The organism is Kribbella polygonati (assembly GCF_050320105.1).
In the GTDB taxonomy this organism is placed as follows: domain Bacteria; phylum Actinomycetota; class Actinomycetes; order Propionibacteriales; family Kribbellaceae; genus Kribbella.
The window spans coordinates 7,251,458-7,266,221 of the sequence record NZ_CP190129.1 but is presented as its reverse complement, the minus strand read 5'-3'; the positions used below and the strand labels follow the sequence as shown (position 1 = coordinate 7,266,221).

Below are 14,764 nucleotides of genomic sequence, written 5' to 3'. Positions count from 1 at the left end.
GTCAGTCCCACTCCAGTCCGCCGCGCCGCCACACGTAGGTGTACGCGATGAAGACGGTCACGATGAAGATGACCATCTCGACCAGCCCGAAGAGCGCCATCTGGTCGAAGGCGACCGCCCACGGGTAGAGGAAGATGATCTCGATGTCGAACACGATGAACAGCATCGCGGTGATGTAGTACTTCACCGGGAAGCGGCCGCCGCCGACCGGCTGCGGGGTCGGTTCGATGCCGCACTCGTACGAGTCGAGCCTGGCCCGGTTGTACCGCTTCGGGCCGACCAGCGCACTCACGGTGATGCTGCCCGCCACGAAGAGCAGCGCGAGCACACCAAGAGCAAGAATCGGTGTGTAGGGGTGCATCGCTGCGTGCTCCCTCCTTCAGCCGGTGGTCTGTCTGTGTCTTGGTCTGTCTGTGTCTGTTGTTATCAGTACCGCTGTGGCTCAGCTCACTCGCCCCGCCGCTCAGGCGGCGGGAGCCAGCTTGGTGAGCCCGTTGATGATCTTGTCCATCACGTCGCCGTCGCGCGGGTCGGTGAGGTTGGCAAGCAACTTCAGGGTGAACTTCATCAGGGTGGTGCGCGGCAGACCGTACTTCGTGCAGAGCCGCATCACCTCCGGATTTCCGATCAGCTTCACGAAGATCCGGCCGAGCGTGTAGTAGCCGCCGTACTCCTGCTTGAGGGCCTTCGGGTACGCCGAGAGCGCGCGCTCGCGCTGGTTCGGCTGCCGGCGCAGCGCCTGGGCGGCGACCTCGGCGGCGAACGCCCCGGACTCCATCGCGTACGGGATGCCCTCGCCGTTGAACGGGTTGACCATGCCGCCGGCGTCGCCGAGCAGCATCAGGCCGCGGGTGTAGTGCGGCTGCCGGTTGAAGCCCATCGGCAGCGCCGCCCCGCGGATCGGGATGGTCTGGAACTCGTCGCGGAACTGCCACTCCTCGGGAGTGTTCTTCAGCCACGCCTTCAGCAGGTCGGCGTAGTCGACCTTGCCGAACGCGTCGGACGTGTTCAGGATGCCGAGCCCGACGTTCACGGTGCCGTCGCCCATCCCGAAGATCCAGCCGTACCCCGGCAGCAGCACCTTGCCGCCCGGCTGCTTCGGGTCGTCGGCCCACAGCTCCAGCCAGGACTCGAGGTAGTCGTCGTCGGTCCGCGGGCTGGTGAAGTACGTCCGGACGGCGACGCCCATCGGCCGGTCGTCGCGCTTGTGCAGGCCCATCGCGATGCTCAGCCGGGACGAGTTGCCGTCGGCCGCCATCACCAGTGGCGCCCGGAACTCGAGGTCGTCGCCGGCCCGCCGGCCGTTGTCGTCGACCGGCTTCGCGGTGACGCCGACGATGTGGCCGCGGTCGTCCAGGATCGGCCCGCTGACGTTGGTCCGCTCGCGCAGCCGCGCCCCGGCCTTCACGGCCTGCCGGGCGAGCATGTCGTCGAAGTCCATCCGGTTCCGGGTCAGCCCGTAGTTCGGGTGGCTGGCCAGATCCGGCCAGTCGAGCTGCAGCTGGTGCCCGGCGCCCTGGATCCGGAGGCCGTAGTTACGGATCCAGCCGGCTTGTTCGGAGATGTCGATGCCCATGTTGATCAGCTGCTTGGTGCCGCGCGGGGTCAGCCCGTCGCCGCACACCTTCTCCCGCGGGAACGCGGTCTTCTCCAGCAGCAGGACGTCGAGACCGGCGTTCGCCAGGTGGTACGCGGCTGCCGATCCGGCGGGTCCGGCACCGACGACGATCACATCGGCGGTCTCCGCCTGCTGCCCGCTCGGCACGCTCTGGCTCATCTCTCCGGCCTGGATGTTCTTGGGGGCGTGTGCGCTCGTGAACGACTTCACGAGCACTCTTCACTCGACAGTCTAGGACTGCCTGACGTGGACACGAAACTCGCCCCAACCGCCTTGCGGGCAAGCCAATTTCGCATAATTTCCGTTGCGTAATTAACTGGGCTTGACGGCCCGGTGGATCGCGACCAGGCCACCGGTCAGGTTGCGCCATTGCACCCTGGTCCAGCCGGCGTCCTCGATCGCCCGGGCCAGCGGCTCCTGCGGCAGCCAGGCGCGGGTCGACTCGGCCAGGTACTCGTACGCCTCCGGGTTCGTCGACACCACCTTCGCGACCGCGGGCACCGCGCGCATCATGTACTCCAGGTACACCACCCGGAACGGCTTCCAGGTCGGGTGCGACTGCTCCAGTACGACGAGCCGCCCGCCGGGGCGGGTGACCCGGAGCATCTCGCGGAGCGCCAGCGGCACGTCGTTCACGTTCCGCAGCGCCCAGGAGATCGTCACCACGTCGAAGGACTCGTCCGCGAACGGCAGCCGGAGCGCGTCGCCGGCGATCAGGTCCAGCTCCGGGTGCCGGCGCTTGCCGACGGTCAGCATGCCGACCGAGAAGTCGCAGGACACCACCTCGGCGCCGGACTCGCGCAGGTTGATGCTGGACGCGCCGGTGCCGGCCGCCAGGTCGAGGATCTTCAGCCCCTTCCGGGGCGCGATCTCGGCCAGCGTCGCGGGCCGCCAGTACAGCTTCTCCAGCCCCATCGTCGCGACCGCGTTGGTCCGGTCGTACCCCTCGGCCACGTTGTCGAACATGGCCGCCACGGCCTGCGGTTCCTTGCTCAGATCTGCGCGCGTCACCTGTCTAGTTCATCACGCGGGCACGGTCCGGCCGGACGGCAGGCATACTCTTGCCTTTCGTGAGTGCATCTCCAGGTAGCCGTGCGGCCCTCGCGACCCGAGGCCCCGCACCGCAGTTGGTGGTTCGCAGTCAACCGGTGGACGGCGTGTCGGCGCACCTGCTCGACCATTTGCCGGCCGAGGGCGGACTCGCGTGGGTACGGCGGGGCGACGGCCACGTCGGCTGGGGCGTCGCCGCCCGGCTCGACGTTGCCGGGAGCAACCGCTTCGAGCAGGCGGCGCGCTGGTGGCAGGAACTCGTCGGGTCCGCCGTGGTCCGCGACGAGGTCGGCGTACCGGGCTCCGGGCTGATCTGTTTCGGGTCCTTCGGCTTCACCGACCAGGACCCGGGCGAGCTGGTCGTGCCCGAGGTGATCGTCGGCCGCCGCGGCGGCACCACCTGGGTGACGACGGTCTCGCCGGCCAGTTCGCTGGCCGCGCCGCCGGAGCTGGTGGTGCACGAGCCGTCGCCGGTGTACGACGTGACGTTCGCCGACGGTGCCCGGACCGGGACGGACTGGTCGAGCATCGTCGCCGACGCGGTCCGCCGGATCACCGCGGGCGACCTCGACAAGGTGGTGCTGGCCCGCGACCTGATCGCGATCGCCGAGCAGCCGATCGACCTGCGCTGGCCGCTGCACCGGCTCGCCACGGCGTACCCGAACTGCTGGACGTTCTCCGTGGACGGCCTGATCGGCGCGACCCCCGAGCTGCTGGTCCGCCGGGAGAAGGGCCTGATCACGTCCCGGGTGCTGGCCGGCACGATCCGCCGTACCGGCGACGACGCGCACGACCTGGCGCTGGCCGCGTCGCTGGCGCGGTCGTCGAAGGACCTCGAGGAGCACGAGTTCGCGGTCCGCTCGGTCGCCGACGCGCTCGAGCCGCACTGCTCGTCGATGAACGTCCCGGAGACCCCGTTCGTGCTGCACCTGCCGAACGTGATGCACCTGGCCACCGACGTCGCGGGCGTCGCGAACAACGGCGCCTCCGCGCTCGGCCTGGCCGCCGCGCTGCACCCGTCCGCGGCGGTCTGCGGTACGCCGACCCCGGTCGCGCGGGACCTGATCGGCGAGATCGAGGGCATGCGGCGCGGCCGGTTCAGCGGACCGGTCGGCTGGATGGACGCCGCCGGTGACGGCGAGTGGTGCATCGCGCTGCGCTGCGGACAGGCCGACCCCGACGAGCCCCGCCGGATGCGGCTGTTCGCCGGCGCCGGCATCGTCGCGGGCTCCAACCCGGACGCCGAACTGGCCGAGACGAACGCCAAGCTGGTACCGATGCGAGACGCTCTAGGAGAGCTATGAAGCTGACGAAGTTCGCCCATGCGTGTGTCCGGCTCGAGAAGGACGGAAAGACGCTGCTGGTCGACCCCGGGTCGTTCAGCGAGGACGCCGCCTTCGAGCAGGCGGACGCGATCCTGGTCACCCACGAGCACCAGGACCACCTCGACGTCGACCGGGTCGCCGCGCTCGACGTACCGGTCTACACGAACGCCGGCGTCGCGGCGCAGCTGACCGCGCTGGGCGACCGGGTGCACGTGGTCGAGGGCGGCCAGTCGTTCGAGGCGGCCGGCTTCTCGGTCAGTGCCTACGGCAAGGACCACGCGGTGATCCTGCCCGAGTGGGGCGTGCCCTGCGAGAACGTCGGCTTCCTGATCGACGACGCGGTCTACCACCCGGGCGACTCGTTCACCCAGCCCGACCGCGCCGTCCACACGACCCTGGTGCCGATCTCCGGCCCGTGGTTCTCGCTGCCGCCGGCCGTCGAGTACGCCCGGGCGATCAAGTCCGACCAGATGGTCGGCATCCACGACGGTCTGCTCAGCCCGATCGGCCTGAGCATGTTCGCCCGCTTCTTCACCACCGACGAACGCCCGTACCTCGGCCTCGCCCCCGGCGAGTCGACCGAGATCAGCTGAAGCTGTACCCCACGAAGTCGCGGACCGGGCGGTAGCCGATCGCGGCGTAGATCTTGTTGGACGTCGGGTTGGCGAGGTCGGTGAACAGGCACACCTGGTCACCGGTCTCGCTCAGCCGCCGGCTGACCTCCGCCGTCAGCGCACTGGCGTACCCGTGCCCGCGGTACTCCGGCGGCGTGTAGACCGGCCCGACCCGCACCGTACCGAACACCGGCGTCTGATGCCCGACGAAGCTGACGACGCGGCCGCCGTCCTCCCACACCCAGAACCGCCGCCGCTCGATCCGCTGCCGCACCCACACCCGGTCCGCCGCCGCGCCTTCCCCGACATGTCCCACCTCGGCCCGGAACGCCCCGAGCCGCGGCGCCAGCAGCTCCACGTCCGCGTCGGTCGCGAGCCGGGCCGTCCCGTCGGCCGTCTGCGCGACCACCTCCCCCAGCCGGTGCAGCCGGGTCCGTTCCACCTCGCGATAGCCACGCCCCGTCCGTACGCCGTACTCCTCGGCGAACCGCAACGCCGCGTCGGCCGTCCCGTTCACGCCGAGCGCCCGCGGCGCGGCGGCCGCCAGTACGTCGGCGACCGGCGTCACCAGCTCGACCGGCATCCCCGCCAGCAGGACCCCGCGCAACGCCGTCGCCAGCACCGCGCCGACGACCCGCTCGCCCTCGTGGACGGCGACGAACACCGGCGGCTCGGGATCGTTCATGATCCCGCTCGCCCGGTCGGCGATGTTCGTCAGCAGCGTGGAGTTGAGCACCGGATCGCCTTGCAGGAAAGGGAAAACCAGGTCGCGGAACGCCGCCGGGCCGTCGACGGTGCGGGCGATCACGCGGTGAACTCCACGTCGACGAAGTCGGCCACCGGGCGGTAGCCGGCCTGGTGGTAGAGCTTGTTGGAGGTGGGGTTGGCGAGGTCCGTGTAGAGGCAGGCCTGGTTGCCGTCGGCAAGGATCATGGCGCTGACGTGGCTGGTCAGGGCGCCGGCGTAGCCGTGGCGGCGGTGCTCCGGCGGGGTGTAGACCGGGCCGACCCGGCTGACGCCGTACAAGGCCAGGTGGTGGCCGACCATGCTGACCGGTTCGCCTCCGGCCTCCCAGATCCACAAGGTCCCCTCCGCGAGGCGTTGCCGGGCCCACTCGTGGTTGTCGGTGGCGATCGCGTCGGTGGCCTCGGCGGCGAAGCCGTCGGCCCAGGCGGAGACCACCTCGACGTCGTCCGCCCGCATCGGGCGCGGATCGCCTTCCGCCGCGAGCGGCGTCAGCTCGATCAGCTTGTGCAGCCGGGTGCCGCGCGTCTCGGTCGCCGTACCACCGCGCAGCTCGCACCAGCGCCGCCCGAAGCGCAGCGCCGCCGGCCGGTCGCCCGCGACCCCCGTGAGGTCCGGCAGTACGTCCGCATACGCCTCGGCGATCGGCTCCGCGAGGTCCTCGCGCAGCGCGCCGACGTACACCCCGCGCCCGGGCGTGCGCATCGCGGCGCCGACGACGTCCGGGGCGTGCACGGACACGAAGTACGACGGCTCGTCCTCGGACCGCGCCGTACCGTTCGCGCGCTCGTGGACGTTGCTCATGATGATCGTGTGCAGCACCGGATCCTGTTGCAGGAAAGGGAAAACGGTCTGCTCGAAAGCCTGCGGGTCGCTCGTCACGCGGACGTCCATGCAGCGGAGCGTACGCCTCCCGGGCCCTTCCGGTCGCCCGGATTTACACTGCGGCTATGTCCACCACCCGGTTGTTGCTGCTCGGCGTCGTGCGGATCTTCCAGCCCGCGTACGGGTACCAGCTGCGCCGTGAGCTGCTGACCTGGAACGTGCAGGCGTGGGCGAACATCAACCCCGGCTCGATCTATACCGGCCTGCGGACGCTGGCCAAGCACGGGTACCTGCAGGAGCTGGAGCAGGACGGCGCGCACCGGCCGGGGCGGACGTCGTACAAGCTGACCGCGGACGGCGAGACGGAGTATTTCTCGCTGCTGCGCGGGATGCTGTGGACCGTCGACGGGTTCCACCCGGACAAGATGCAGGCCACGATCAGCTTCATCTGGTCGCTGCGCCGCGACGAGGTGATCGCCGCACTGGAGGCGCGGATCAGTCAGCTGGAGTCGTGGCTGAAGTCGGAGCCGTTCTCGGAACGCGCGATCCTCGAGGACCCGGCGACGCCGAACCACGTCGTCGAGATGTTCCGGATCACGACGGCGCGCGACAACGGCGAGCTGCTGTGGACCCGGGACTTCCTGCACCGCATCCGGGACGGGGCGTACGCGTTCGCCGGCGAACCCGCCGACTGGGCGCCGTACCCGGGGATGGTGACGCACTGGGGGGAGATCCCTGATCCACCCCCGAATGCCTCTATTCAAGATTGACTAGTCAAAGTTGATCACCGACACTGGCTCGCATGATGATCGAAGCGCGCGGGCTGGTGCGGACGTTCAAGACGAAGCGGGGGGCGGTCCAGGCCGTCCAAGGGGTTGACCTGGATGTGGCCGACGGCGAGATCGTCGGGTTCCTCGGTCCCAACGGGGCCGGCAAGACCACGACGATGCGGATGCTGGCGACGCTGATCAAGCCGACCAGCGGAACCGCGACGGTCGCCGGGTGCGACCTCGCGAAGGACCCGGTCGGGGTACGGCGGGGCATCGGGTACGTCCCACAGAGCGGGTCCACGCTGCCCGAGGCGGTGGCCGGCGACGAGGTGGTCGACCACGCCCGGCTGTACGGCGTACCGAAGGCGAAGGCGGCCGCGGACGGGCAGCGGCTGTTCGAGGAACTGGACCTGCCGGGCCTGTGGCGGCGGCAGTGCAAGACGCTGTCCGGCGGCCAGCGGCGCCGGCTGGACATCGTGATGGGGCTGATCCACGACCCGAAGCTGATCTTCCTGGACGAGCCGACCACCGGCCTCGACCCGCAGGCGCGGGCGAACCTGTGGGAGCACATCCGCGGCCTCCGCGACCGCGGCGCGACGATCTTCCTGACCACGCACTACCTCGACGAGGCGGACGCGCTCTGCGACCGGATCCTGGTCATCGACCACGGCAAGATCGTGGCAGCCGGTACGCCGGAGAACCTCAAGCAGCAGGTCTCCGGCGACGCGGTCCGGCTGAGCCTGGCCGAGCCCGCGCAGGCGCCCGCGGTGACCAAGATCGTCGAGCAACTGGACGGTGCGACAGAGGTGGAGGCCGAGGACGAGGTGGTCGGCTTCCGGATCCCGCGCGGCGGCTCGGTACTGCCCGGGCTGCTCCGCTCGATCGATGCCCAAGGCATCGAACTGCACGGCGTCGAGGTGCACCGGCCGACGCTCGACGACGTGTTCCTGACGATGACCGGCCGCTCCCTGCGGGACGAGGACGCGGCACCCAGTAAGGAGACCGCGGCATGACCGTCCTGCGAGAGACCTGGATCGTGTTCCACCGGGCGATGCGGCTGTCGCTGCGGAACCCGATGTGGTCGATCCTGATGCTCAGCCAGCCGCTGATGTACCTGTTCCTGTTCGGCCCGCTGCTGAAGCCGATCACCGCGCAGATCAGCCAGGGGCACGCGACGAACGCGTACCAGGTGTTCATTCCGGGCCTGATCGTGCAGCTCGGCATGTTCGGTGCGATGTTCGTCGGCTTCGGCCTGATCGCGGAGTACCGGGCCGGCGTGATCGAGGCGGACCGGGTCACCCCGGCGTCCCGGATCGCGCTGATGGCCGGCCGGGTGCTGCGGGACGTCGTGGTGCTGGTCGCGCAGTCGATCCTGCTGCTGCTCGCCGCACTCCCCCTCGGCCTGCGCGCGCCGTGGGGCGGCGTACTGCTGTCGCTGGTGATCGTCGCGTTGCTCGGCGCCACGTTCGCCTCGCTGTCGTACTCGGTCGCGCTCATCACCAAGAGCGAGGACGCGCTCGCCCCGCTGCTGAACGGCATCGCCATGCCGCTCCTGCTGCTGTCGGGCATCCTGCTGCCGATGCAGATCGGCCCCAAGTGGCTGCAGCGGCTGTCCGACATCAGCCCGCTGAAGCACGTCGTCAACGGCGTCCGCGCCCTGTTCCGCGGCGACATCAGCAGCTCGGCCTCCCTGTGGGGCCTCTTCTGGGTCGTCCTGCTGACGATCATCGGACTGGCTGTCGGCGCAAGAACGTTCCGGAAGGAATCTGCCTAGAGTTCATCGACGTGTTGCATGGGCGGGCTACGGTCCGCTCATGCGCTCGCCGATGGTCCGTGGGGTCGTCGGGGCTGTTGTGGTCGCTCTTGCGAGCCTGGTGACGTCGGTGGTGCCTGAGTCGTCCTGGGTCGCCTCGTTCCCGCTGCGGGACTCGCTGGCCGGGCGGATGGTCGGGCTGACGTTCATGGTGGCCGGGCTGGGGCTGATGGCCTGGGCCTGGTTGACCGCGGGCCGGCGGGTGATGGCCGGCGAGCGGCTCCCGCTGCTCCGGATGACGGCGTACTGGAGTATCCCGCTGCTGCTGGCGCCGCCGTTGTTCAGCCGCGACGCCTGGAGCTACGCGGCCCAGGGCGCGCTGGTGGCGGAAGGCTACAACCCGTACGACGTAGGACCCGGCGTACTGTCCGGCCACATCGTCGAGGCGGTCGACCCGATGTGGATGCAGACCCCTGCGCCGTACGGTCCCCTGCCGCTCGCGTACGGCGGCCTGGTCGCCCACTTGACCATGAACCCGTACCTGCTGATGCTGGCGCACCGCCTGCTCGCCGTACTCGGCATAGTCCTCATCGCCTGGGCCGTGCCGCGCCTTGCGACCGCCTGCCGTGTAGACCCGGCCTTTGCCACCTGGCTCGTCGTACTGAACCCCATGCTGATCACCCACGGCATCGGCGCCGCCCACAACGACATCCTGATGCTGGGACTCGCCTGCAGCGCCTTCGCACTGGCCCTGACAGGCCGTTGGGGTACGGCGGCCGTAGTGGCCGGTGCTGCTGCCGCGGTGAAGCTCCCGGGCGGGCTGGTCGCGATAGCCATTGCGGCCGTCATGAGCCCGTTGGCCGACCGGCTGCACCGCTTCGCCAGCCTGGTGATCGCCGGGTTCGTGTCGGTGGTCACCCTGGTCACGATCGGTGCGCTGACCGGCGTGGGCTCCGGCTGGCTCGGTGCGCTCGACGTACCCGGACTGGTCCGTTCACCGTTCTCCATCGCCAACCTGGTCGGTATGGCGGCGTCCGGCGTACTGGGCTGGCTGGGCGAGGACACTGCCGCCGCACAGGCGCTACAGATCGTCAGGCTGATCGGCATGCTCGCCGCACTGAGCCTGATCGCGTGGCTGAGCCTCAGGTCGTCCATCCACTACGCAGCACGCGCCGTTGGCGTCGCCCTGCTCGCGGTTGTCGTGCTGGGCCCGAGTGCGCACGACTGGTACTTCCTGTGGTGCCTGCCGTTCCTGGCCGTCGCTCGGCCTGGCCGGCGACTGACCACGATCATCACCGCGGTCAGCCTGATCTTCACGATCGCCGCGCCGCTCAACTCGTCGCTGCGCGGTGCGACCATCCCGATCCTGACCACGACCGCGCTGGTGATCGCGATCGCCCTGCCGCTGCTCAACCACCTCCGCACGCTGCAGCCGTCGCGGAAGGTCCCGGTTACAGCTGCTTGAGGGTCTCCACCAGCGACCGGCTCAACGGCCGGTGGCTGTCCCGGTCGATGCGTACCTCAACCGCGTCCAGCCCGGCCACCGTTCGCACAAGAGCGGCCCGTAGCTCGTCGGCTGTTCGGACCAGGGTGTACGGCGTACCGCTGGCGGCGCACAGTGCGGCCAGGTCCACGTTGTGCGGCGTACCGAAGACGCGCTCGAAGTGTGTGGCGTGGTTCGGGTCGCCCTGCTCAAGGGTGGAGAAGATGCCGCCGCCGTTGTCGTTCACGACCACGATCCGCAGGTCCGGGCGGGCCTCGTCCGGCCCGATCACCAGGCCGTTGCTGTCGTGCAGGAACGCCAGGTCGCCGATCAGCGCGTACGTCGGGCCCGCGTTCGCGAGCGCGGCGCCGACGGCGGTCGAGATCGTGCCGTCGATCCCGGCCAGGCCGCGGTTCGCGACGGTCCGGATCGGCACGACCGGGGCGAGGTCGAGGTCGCGGACCGGGTTCGAGGAGGCGACCACGAGCATGCCGTCGGCGCCGACCGCCTCGCCGACGAGCTGGGCGATCAGGGGCCCGCTCAAGCCGTCCGCGAGCAGCTTGTCGACCTCCGGCCGGGCCGCCTGGTCCGCGGCCTGCCAGCGTGCGAGCCAGTCGGTCGGGTCGGGCCCGGTGACCTGCAGCCCGGTCACCACGGACGCCGCCCGGCGCGCCGGGTCCGGCCAGTGCCCGGTCGGCGACACCACGACCACCTCGACGTCGGCCCGCGCCAGCAGCTGCGAGATCGGCCGCGACAGTGTTGGGTGCCCGAACACCAGCACCCGCTCGATCTCGCCGGCCAACTCACTTGCCTGCAGCAACAGCCGGTACAGCGAGACGACCGCCGGCCCGGTCCGCGCCCGGCTGGAGGGCTCGGCAAACAACGGCCACCGTCCAGCCTCAGCCACCAACCGAGCCGCCTGCGAAGCCCCGTCCCCCGCAACCACCACCGTCCTGGGACCTGGAGACACTGCCGCAGGTTGCGCATTCGCAGCATGCACAGCCGTCCAGGGCCCCGTACTGCGCCCCGTCAACGGCTCAGGCCACTCAGGCCCCTCGGTAGGCACCAAAGGCTCACTGAACGGACAGTTCAACTGCACAGGCCCAGGATCAGCAGAACGCGCTCCCGTAGCGACAGCCACGGCCCGGGCGACCTGCGACCGCCAGTACGCGACCTGCCCGACCTCTCGGACCGGCGTACCCATCTCGTGGAACAGCCGGACCGCGGACCCGAACACCTTCAACTGATCCGTCGTCTGGTTCGCCCCGCTGCCTCTTAACGCAGGCGGCCGGTCGGCGCTCAGCACGATCAGCGGCAGCCCGCTGTGCGACGCCTCCAGCACAGCAGGGTGCAGGTTGGCCACCGCAGTACCCGAGGTTGTCACAACGGGCACCGGTAGACCCGTGCCGCGCATCAACCCGATCGCCAGGAAGCCCGCAGTACGTTCGTCGATGCGCACGTGCAGCCGCAGCCGCCCATCGCGGTCCGCAGCTGCCAAGGCCAGCGCCAGTGGGGCGCTCCGGGAGCCCGGTGACACCACGGCCTCGCGGACACCACAGCGGATCAGCTCGTCGACCACCACAGTGGCGAACGCCGTGGACGGGTTCATCCGGCACTCCTTACTCGGGACAGGCGCTCTTCCCACACCCTGGTCCGCTCAGCGTCAGCACGGGAAGCCTTTAGCAGTTGGGGATCCGGGGCGACGCGCTTGACCGGCAAGAACCCGTTGGTGGGCAGCAAGGGCTCTGCGACAACCTCTTGGGTAAACATCGAGACCGTGGCCAGGCCGCACGCGTAGGGCAGCTCAGGAAGCGCAGCGGCGAGTGCGACGCCGGCCGCGATCCCCACTGAGGTCTCCAGCGCCGACGACACCACTACTGGCAGTCCGATCTGTTCTGCGATGTCCAGGCACGCACGGACACCACCGATCGGCTGCACCTTCAGTACGGCGATGTCGGCCGCGTCGAGCTTCTTCACCCGCAGCGGGTCCTCCGCCCGGCGAATAGACTCGTCAGCCGCCACAGGAACGTCCGTACGGCGCCTGACCTCCGCCAACTCCTCCACAGTCGCGCAGGGCTGCTCGACGTACTCAAGGTCGAACCGGTGCAGCTCTTTAAGGCTCCGCAGTGCCTGGTCGACGGACCACAGCCCGTTAGCGTCGACGCGGACGTTCCCGTTGCCTATGGCGTCCCGTACCGCTTCCACACGCTCGAGGTCGTCAGCCAGCGTCTGACCCGGCTCAGCCACCTTCACCTTCGCCGTACTGCACCCTGACGCTCTGACGATCGCGGCGGCCTTCTCGGGACCTACGGCTGGAACAGTGCAGTTGACCGGGACCCGGTCGCGTACTGGCGCCGGCCACCCGTCCTCGGCCGCTTCACGCGCCGCACGTAGCCAGGAGACGCACGTGGCGTCGTCATAGTCCAGGAAGGGGCTCCACTCCGCCCAGCCGGCAGGGCCTTCGAACAGCATGCCCTCGCGGACAGTAATACCGCGGAACTTGTTCTTCAGGCCGATGGAGTACGTGATCACCGCACGTCCTCCAGCAGCCGTTGCCTGTCGACCTTGCCCGAGGCAAGCATCGGCAACGCCTCCAGCTGTACGACGTCCTGCGGCGCCCAGGTCCGCGGCAGCGTCTCGCTGACCCAGTCGCGGACCTCCTCGCGTGCAGGCTCGCCGACGACGAAAGCGACCACCCGGGTCCCCCACTCCGGATCAGGAGCTCCCAGTACGACGGCGTCCTTCACGCGAGGGTGTTCGAGCAGCCGCGCCTGCACGGTGGTCAGCGTGACGTTGACGCCGCCGGAGATCACCACGTCGTCGACCCGGCCGACCACCCGCAGCCGTCCGTCCACGAGTTCGCCGCGGTCCTGCGTACGGAACCAGCCGTCCCGCAGTACGTCGGCGGTGAGCTCCGGGCGGAGCCGGTACCCGGAGAAGAGCGTGCTGCCCTTGATCAGGATCCGCCCGTCGTCCAGGTCGATCGACGTACCGTCCAGCGGCACCCCGGCGTACACGCAGCCACTGCCCGTCTCGGTCATCCCGTACGCCGGGATCGCGGTCACGCCCGCCTCCCGCGCACGCTGTTTGAGCGGCTCCGGCGTCGACGCCCCGCCGATGACGATCGCGTCGAACGAGCGCAGCGCCTCCAGGTCCGTGTCGAGGTAGCGCGCCAGCTGCGTCGGGACCATCGCGGTGTACCGACGGTCCCCGGTCAGCCGGGCGGCCGCCCGGGTGAAGCTGTCGCCGACCAGGACCGGCGTCGTACCGGCGACCAGCGAGCGGGTGAGGATCTGCAGGCCGCCGACGAAGTACGGCTTCATCGGCAGCAGCCACTGCCCGGGGCCGCCGAGCCGGTCGTGGGTGGCGACGGCCGAGGCGACCAGCGCGTCCCGCGACAGCAGCACGCCCTTGGGCTCGCCGGAGGAGCCGGATGTGGTCAGGACCACAGCGCAGTCGTCCTCGAGCGGCTCGTCCGGCGCCGCGGCCTGCTGTACCCGGGCGGCCCCGGCCGCATCGTCCGGGACCGGCGCGAACGGCGTACCGCTCCCGTCGAGTACGTCGCTCAACGCCGCCAGCACCGCATCCGGCGTACCGGGAATCAGCCGCAAGGTAGACATGTCACCTTGAGCGTACGGCCCGCGGTCAGGCCCACACCGACCGGCCCGCCGCGTCCGGCCGCCCGTGTGGCTGACAGAATCGACGATCATGGCTACCCCTGCCCAGTGGATCGAAGGCGCCCGCCCCCGCACCTTGCCAGCCGCGATCTCGCCCGTGCTCGTAGGAACCGGCGCGGCCGCGTTCCTGGACGGCTTTGTCTGGTGGAAGGCGCTACTGGCTCTCGGCGTCGCCCTGGCGCTGCAGATCGGCGTCAACTACGCCAACGACTACAGCGACGGCATCCGCGGCACCGACGAGAACCGTGTCGGCCCGTTGCGCCTGGTGGGCTCCAAGGTCGCCACACCGGGCGCAGTGAAGACGGCCGCGTTCACCTGCTTCGGCGTGGGCGCCGTACTCGGCATCGTGCTGTGTGCGACGACCACGTGGTGGCTGCTGGTCGCCGGGGCCGCGTCGCTGCTCGGGGCGTGGTTCTACACGGGCGGCAAGAAGCCTTACGGCTACCGCGCGCTCGGCGAGGTCAGCGTGTTCCTGTTCTTCGGCCTGGTCGCCGTACTGGGTACGACGTACGTCCAGGCCGAGGCCCTGCACTGGACGGCCGTGGCTGGCGCGGTTTCGGTCGGCTCGATCGCCTGTGCGCTGCTGGTCGCGAACAACCTCCGGGACATCCCGACCGACTCGGTGACCGGCAAGCGCACGCTGGCCGTGGTCCTGGGTGCGGCCAAGTCCCGCCGCCTGTACGCCGCTCTTGTGGCGCTGGCCTTCGTACTGGCTGCTGTGTCGGCTGTCGCGACCCCGTGGTCGCTGCTGGCCTTCATCGCGGTGCCGTTGGCTATCACGTCGACCCGGGTGATCCTGAGCGACGCTGTCGGCCCGGCCTTGATCCCCGTACTGAAGAACACCGGCCTTACCGAGCTCCTGTACGCCGTCGGCCTCGGCGTCGGACTAGCAATAGGTGGCTAAG

General features: G+C 70.0%; 15 protein-coding genes. 7 read left to right on the top strand and 8 right to left on the bottom strand.

Translation table 11 applies throughout. From position 1 onward, the window contains the following. Position 1 precedes the first annotated feature (1 nt). From ACQHIV_RS34730 to ACQHIV_RS34720, 3 genes are all read right to left on the bottom strand, one after another. Positions 2–361, bottom strand: coding sequence for an NADH-quinone oxidoreductase subunit A (locus tag ACQHIV_RS34730; protein WP_380195354.1), 360 nt, complete (start codon positions 359–361; stop codon positions 2–4). A 102-nt stretch (positions 362–463) separates the two neighbouring features. After that, complete coding sequence (locus tag ACQHIV_RS34725; protein WP_427896626.1) at positions 464–1,777, bottom strand: geranylgeranyl reductase family protein; 1,314 nt, start codon at positions 1,775–1,777, stop codon at positions 464–466. A 153-nt stretch (positions 1,778–1,930) separates the two neighbouring features. Further along, positions 1,931–2,629, bottom strand: a complete 699-nt coding sequence (locus ACQHIV_RS34720) for a demethylmenaquinone methyltransferase (protein WP_427888474.1) — start codon at positions 2,627–2,629, stop codon at positions 1,931–1,933. 59 nt (positions 2,630–2,688) lie between these two features. Here ACQHIV_RS34720 and ACQHIV_RS34715 point away from each other — a divergent pair, with 59 nt between their 5' ends. Together ACQHIV_RS34715 and ACQHIV_RS34710 are read left to right on the top strand one after the other, a co-directional pair. After that, entirely contained in the window at positions 2,689–3,972 is a 1,284-nt protein-coding gene (locus ACQHIV_RS34715; RefSeq protein ID WP_427888473.1) for an isochorismate synthase, read from the top strand. Beyond that, positions 3,969–4,586 (top strand): MBL fold metallo-hydrolase, encoded by a 618-nt coding sequence (locus tag ACQHIV_RS34710; RefSeq protein WP_427888472.1) that lies wholly within the window; start codon positions 3,969–3,971, stop codon positions 4,584–4,586. The genes ACQHIV_RS34715 and ACQHIV_RS34710 overlap by 4 nt, the downstream gene beginning before the upstream one ends. On the opposite strand, the gene ACQHIV_RS34705 is transcribed toward ACQHIV_RS34710, so the two are convergent. Together ACQHIV_RS34705 and ACQHIV_RS34700 are read right to left on the bottom strand one after the other, a co-directional pair. Next, positions 4,579–5,415: a GNAT family N-acetyltransferase gene (locus tag ACQHIV_RS34705; protein WP_427888471.1), complete on the bottom strand. Its 837-nt coding sequence runs from the start codon at positions 5,413–5,415 to the stop codon at positions 4,579–4,581. The two genes, ACQHIV_RS34710 and ACQHIV_RS34705, sit on opposite strands and share 8 nt — an antisense overlap. Further along, entirely contained in the window at positions 5,412–6,245 is an 834-nt protein-coding gene (locus ACQHIV_RS34700) for a GNAT family N-acetyltransferase (protein ID WP_427888470.1), read from the bottom strand. Before ACQHIV_RS34700 ends, ACQHIV_RS34705 begins: the two co-directional genes overlap by 4 nt. Before the next feature lie 56 nt (positions 6,246–6,301). Between ACQHIV_RS34700 and ACQHIV_RS34695 the strand changes: the two genes are divergently transcribed. The 4 genes from ACQHIV_RS34695 to mptB are packed head-to-tail and all read left to right on the top strand — an operon-like array spanning position 6,302 to position 10,164. Next, entirely contained in the window at positions 6,302–6,946 is a 645-nt protein-coding gene (locus tag ACQHIV_RS34695) for a PadR family transcriptional regulator (RefSeq protein WP_427888469.1), read from the top strand. Positions 6,947–6,978: 32 nt separating this feature from the next. Next, entirely contained in the window at positions 6,979–7,959 is a 981-nt protein-coding gene (locus ACQHIV_RS34690) for an ATP-binding cassette domain-containing protein (RefSeq protein WP_427888467.1), read from the top strand. Beyond that, positions 7,956–8,720: an ABC transporter permease gene (locus tag ACQHIV_RS34685; RefSeq protein ID WP_427888466.1), complete on the top strand. Its 765-nt coding sequence runs from the start codon at positions 7,956–7,958 to the stop codon at positions 8,718–8,720. Before ACQHIV_RS34690 ends, ACQHIV_RS34685 begins: the two co-directional genes overlap by 4 nt. Positions 8,721–8,760: 40 nt before the next feature. Beyond that, positions 8,761–10,164, top strand: coding sequence for a polyprenol phosphomannose-dependent alpha 1,6 mannosyltransferase MptB (mptB, locus tag ACQHIV_RS34680; protein ID WP_427888465.1), 1,404 nt, complete (start codon positions 8,761–8,763; stop codon positions 10,162–10,164). Here the strand turns inward: mptB and menD are convergent. The 3 genes from menD to menE are packed head-to-tail and all read right to left on the bottom strand — an operon-like array spanning position 10,151 to position 13,802. Beyond that, the gene (gene menD / locus ACQHIV_RS34675) at positions 10,151–11,791 is read right to left on the bottom strand and encodes a 2-succinyl-5-enolpyruvyl-6-hydroxy-3-cyclohexene-1-carboxylic-acid synthase (RefSeq protein ID WP_427888464.1); all 1,641 of its coding nucleotides are present in this window, start codon (positions 11,789–11,791) and stop codon (positions 10,151–10,153) included. The two genes, mptB and menD, sit on opposite strands and share 14 nt — an antisense overlap. Next, positions 11,788–12,714 carry an o-succinylbenzoate synthase gene (locus ACQHIV_RS34670; RefSeq protein ID WP_427888463.1) on the bottom strand — a complete coding sequence of 309 codons (927 nt, stop codon included), beginning with the start codon at positions 12,712–12,714 and terminating at the stop codon, positions 11,788–11,790. Before ACQHIV_RS34670 ends, menD begins: the two co-directional genes overlap by 4 nt. After that, positions 12,711–13,802, bottom strand: a complete 1,092-nt coding sequence (menE, locus tag ACQHIV_RS34665) for an o-succinylbenzoate--CoA ligase (RefSeq protein WP_427888462.1) — start codon at positions 13,800–13,802, stop codon at positions 12,711–12,713. The genes ACQHIV_RS34670 and menE overlap by 4 nt, the downstream gene beginning before the upstream one ends. 88 nt (positions 13,803–13,890) lie before the next feature. Between menE and ACQHIV_RS34660 the strand changes: the two genes are divergently transcribed. Further along, on the top strand, positions 13,891–14,763 hold the full coding sequence (locus tag ACQHIV_RS34660; protein ID WP_427888461.1) for a 1,4-dihydroxy-2-naphthoate polyprenyltransferase: 873 nt from the start codon (positions 13,891–13,893) through the stop codon (positions 14,761–14,763). Position 14,764: the final 1 nt, after the last annotated feature.

Bases quoted from the DNA above. Each gene is read 5' to 3' on its own strand.
- ACQHIV_RS34695 (WP_427888469.1), top strand. From the start codon at position 6,302: ATGTCCACCACCCGGTTGTTGCTGCTCGGCGTCGTGCGGATCTTCCAG.
- ACQHIV_RS34690 (WP_427888467.1), top strand. From the start codon at position 6,979: ATGATGATCGAAGCGCGCGGGCTGGTGCGGACGTTCAAGACGAAGCGG.
- menE (WP_427888462.1), bottom strand. From the start codon at position 13,802: ATGTCTACCTTGCGGCTGATTCCCGGTACGCCGGATGCGGTGCTGGCG.
- ACQHIV_RS34730 (WP_380195354.1), bottom strand. From the start codon at position 361: ATGCACCCCTACACACCGATTCTTGCTCTTGGTGTGCTCGCGCTGCTC.
- ACQHIV_RS34685 (WP_427888466.1), top strand. From the start codon at position 7,956: ATGACCGTCCTGCGAGAGACCTGGATCGTGTTCCACCGGGCGATGCGG.
- ACQHIV_RS34700 (WP_427888470.1), bottom strand. From the start codon at position 6,245: ATGGACGTCCGCGTGACGAGCGACCCGCAGGCTTTCGAGCAGACCGTT.
- ACQHIV_RS34660 (WP_427888461.1), top strand. From the start codon at position 13,891: ATGGCTACCCCTGCCCAGTGGATCGAAGGCGCCCGCCCCCGCACCTTG.
- ACQHIV_RS34710 (WP_427888472.1), top strand. From the start codon at position 3,969: ATGAAGCTGACGAAGTTCGCCCATGCGTGTGTCCGGCTCGAGAAGGAC.
- ACQHIV_RS34725 (WP_427896626.1), bottom strand. From the start codon at position 1,777: ATGAGCCAGAGCGTGCCGAGCGGGCAGCAGGCGGAGACCGCCGATGTG.
- mptB (WP_427888465.1), top strand. From the start codon at position 8,761: ATGCGCTCGCCGATGGTCCGTGGGGTCGTCGGGGCTGTTGTGGTCGCT.
- menD (WP_427888464.1), bottom strand. From the start codon at position 11,791: ATGAACCCGTCCACGGCGTTCGCCACTGTGGTGGTCGACGAGCTGATC.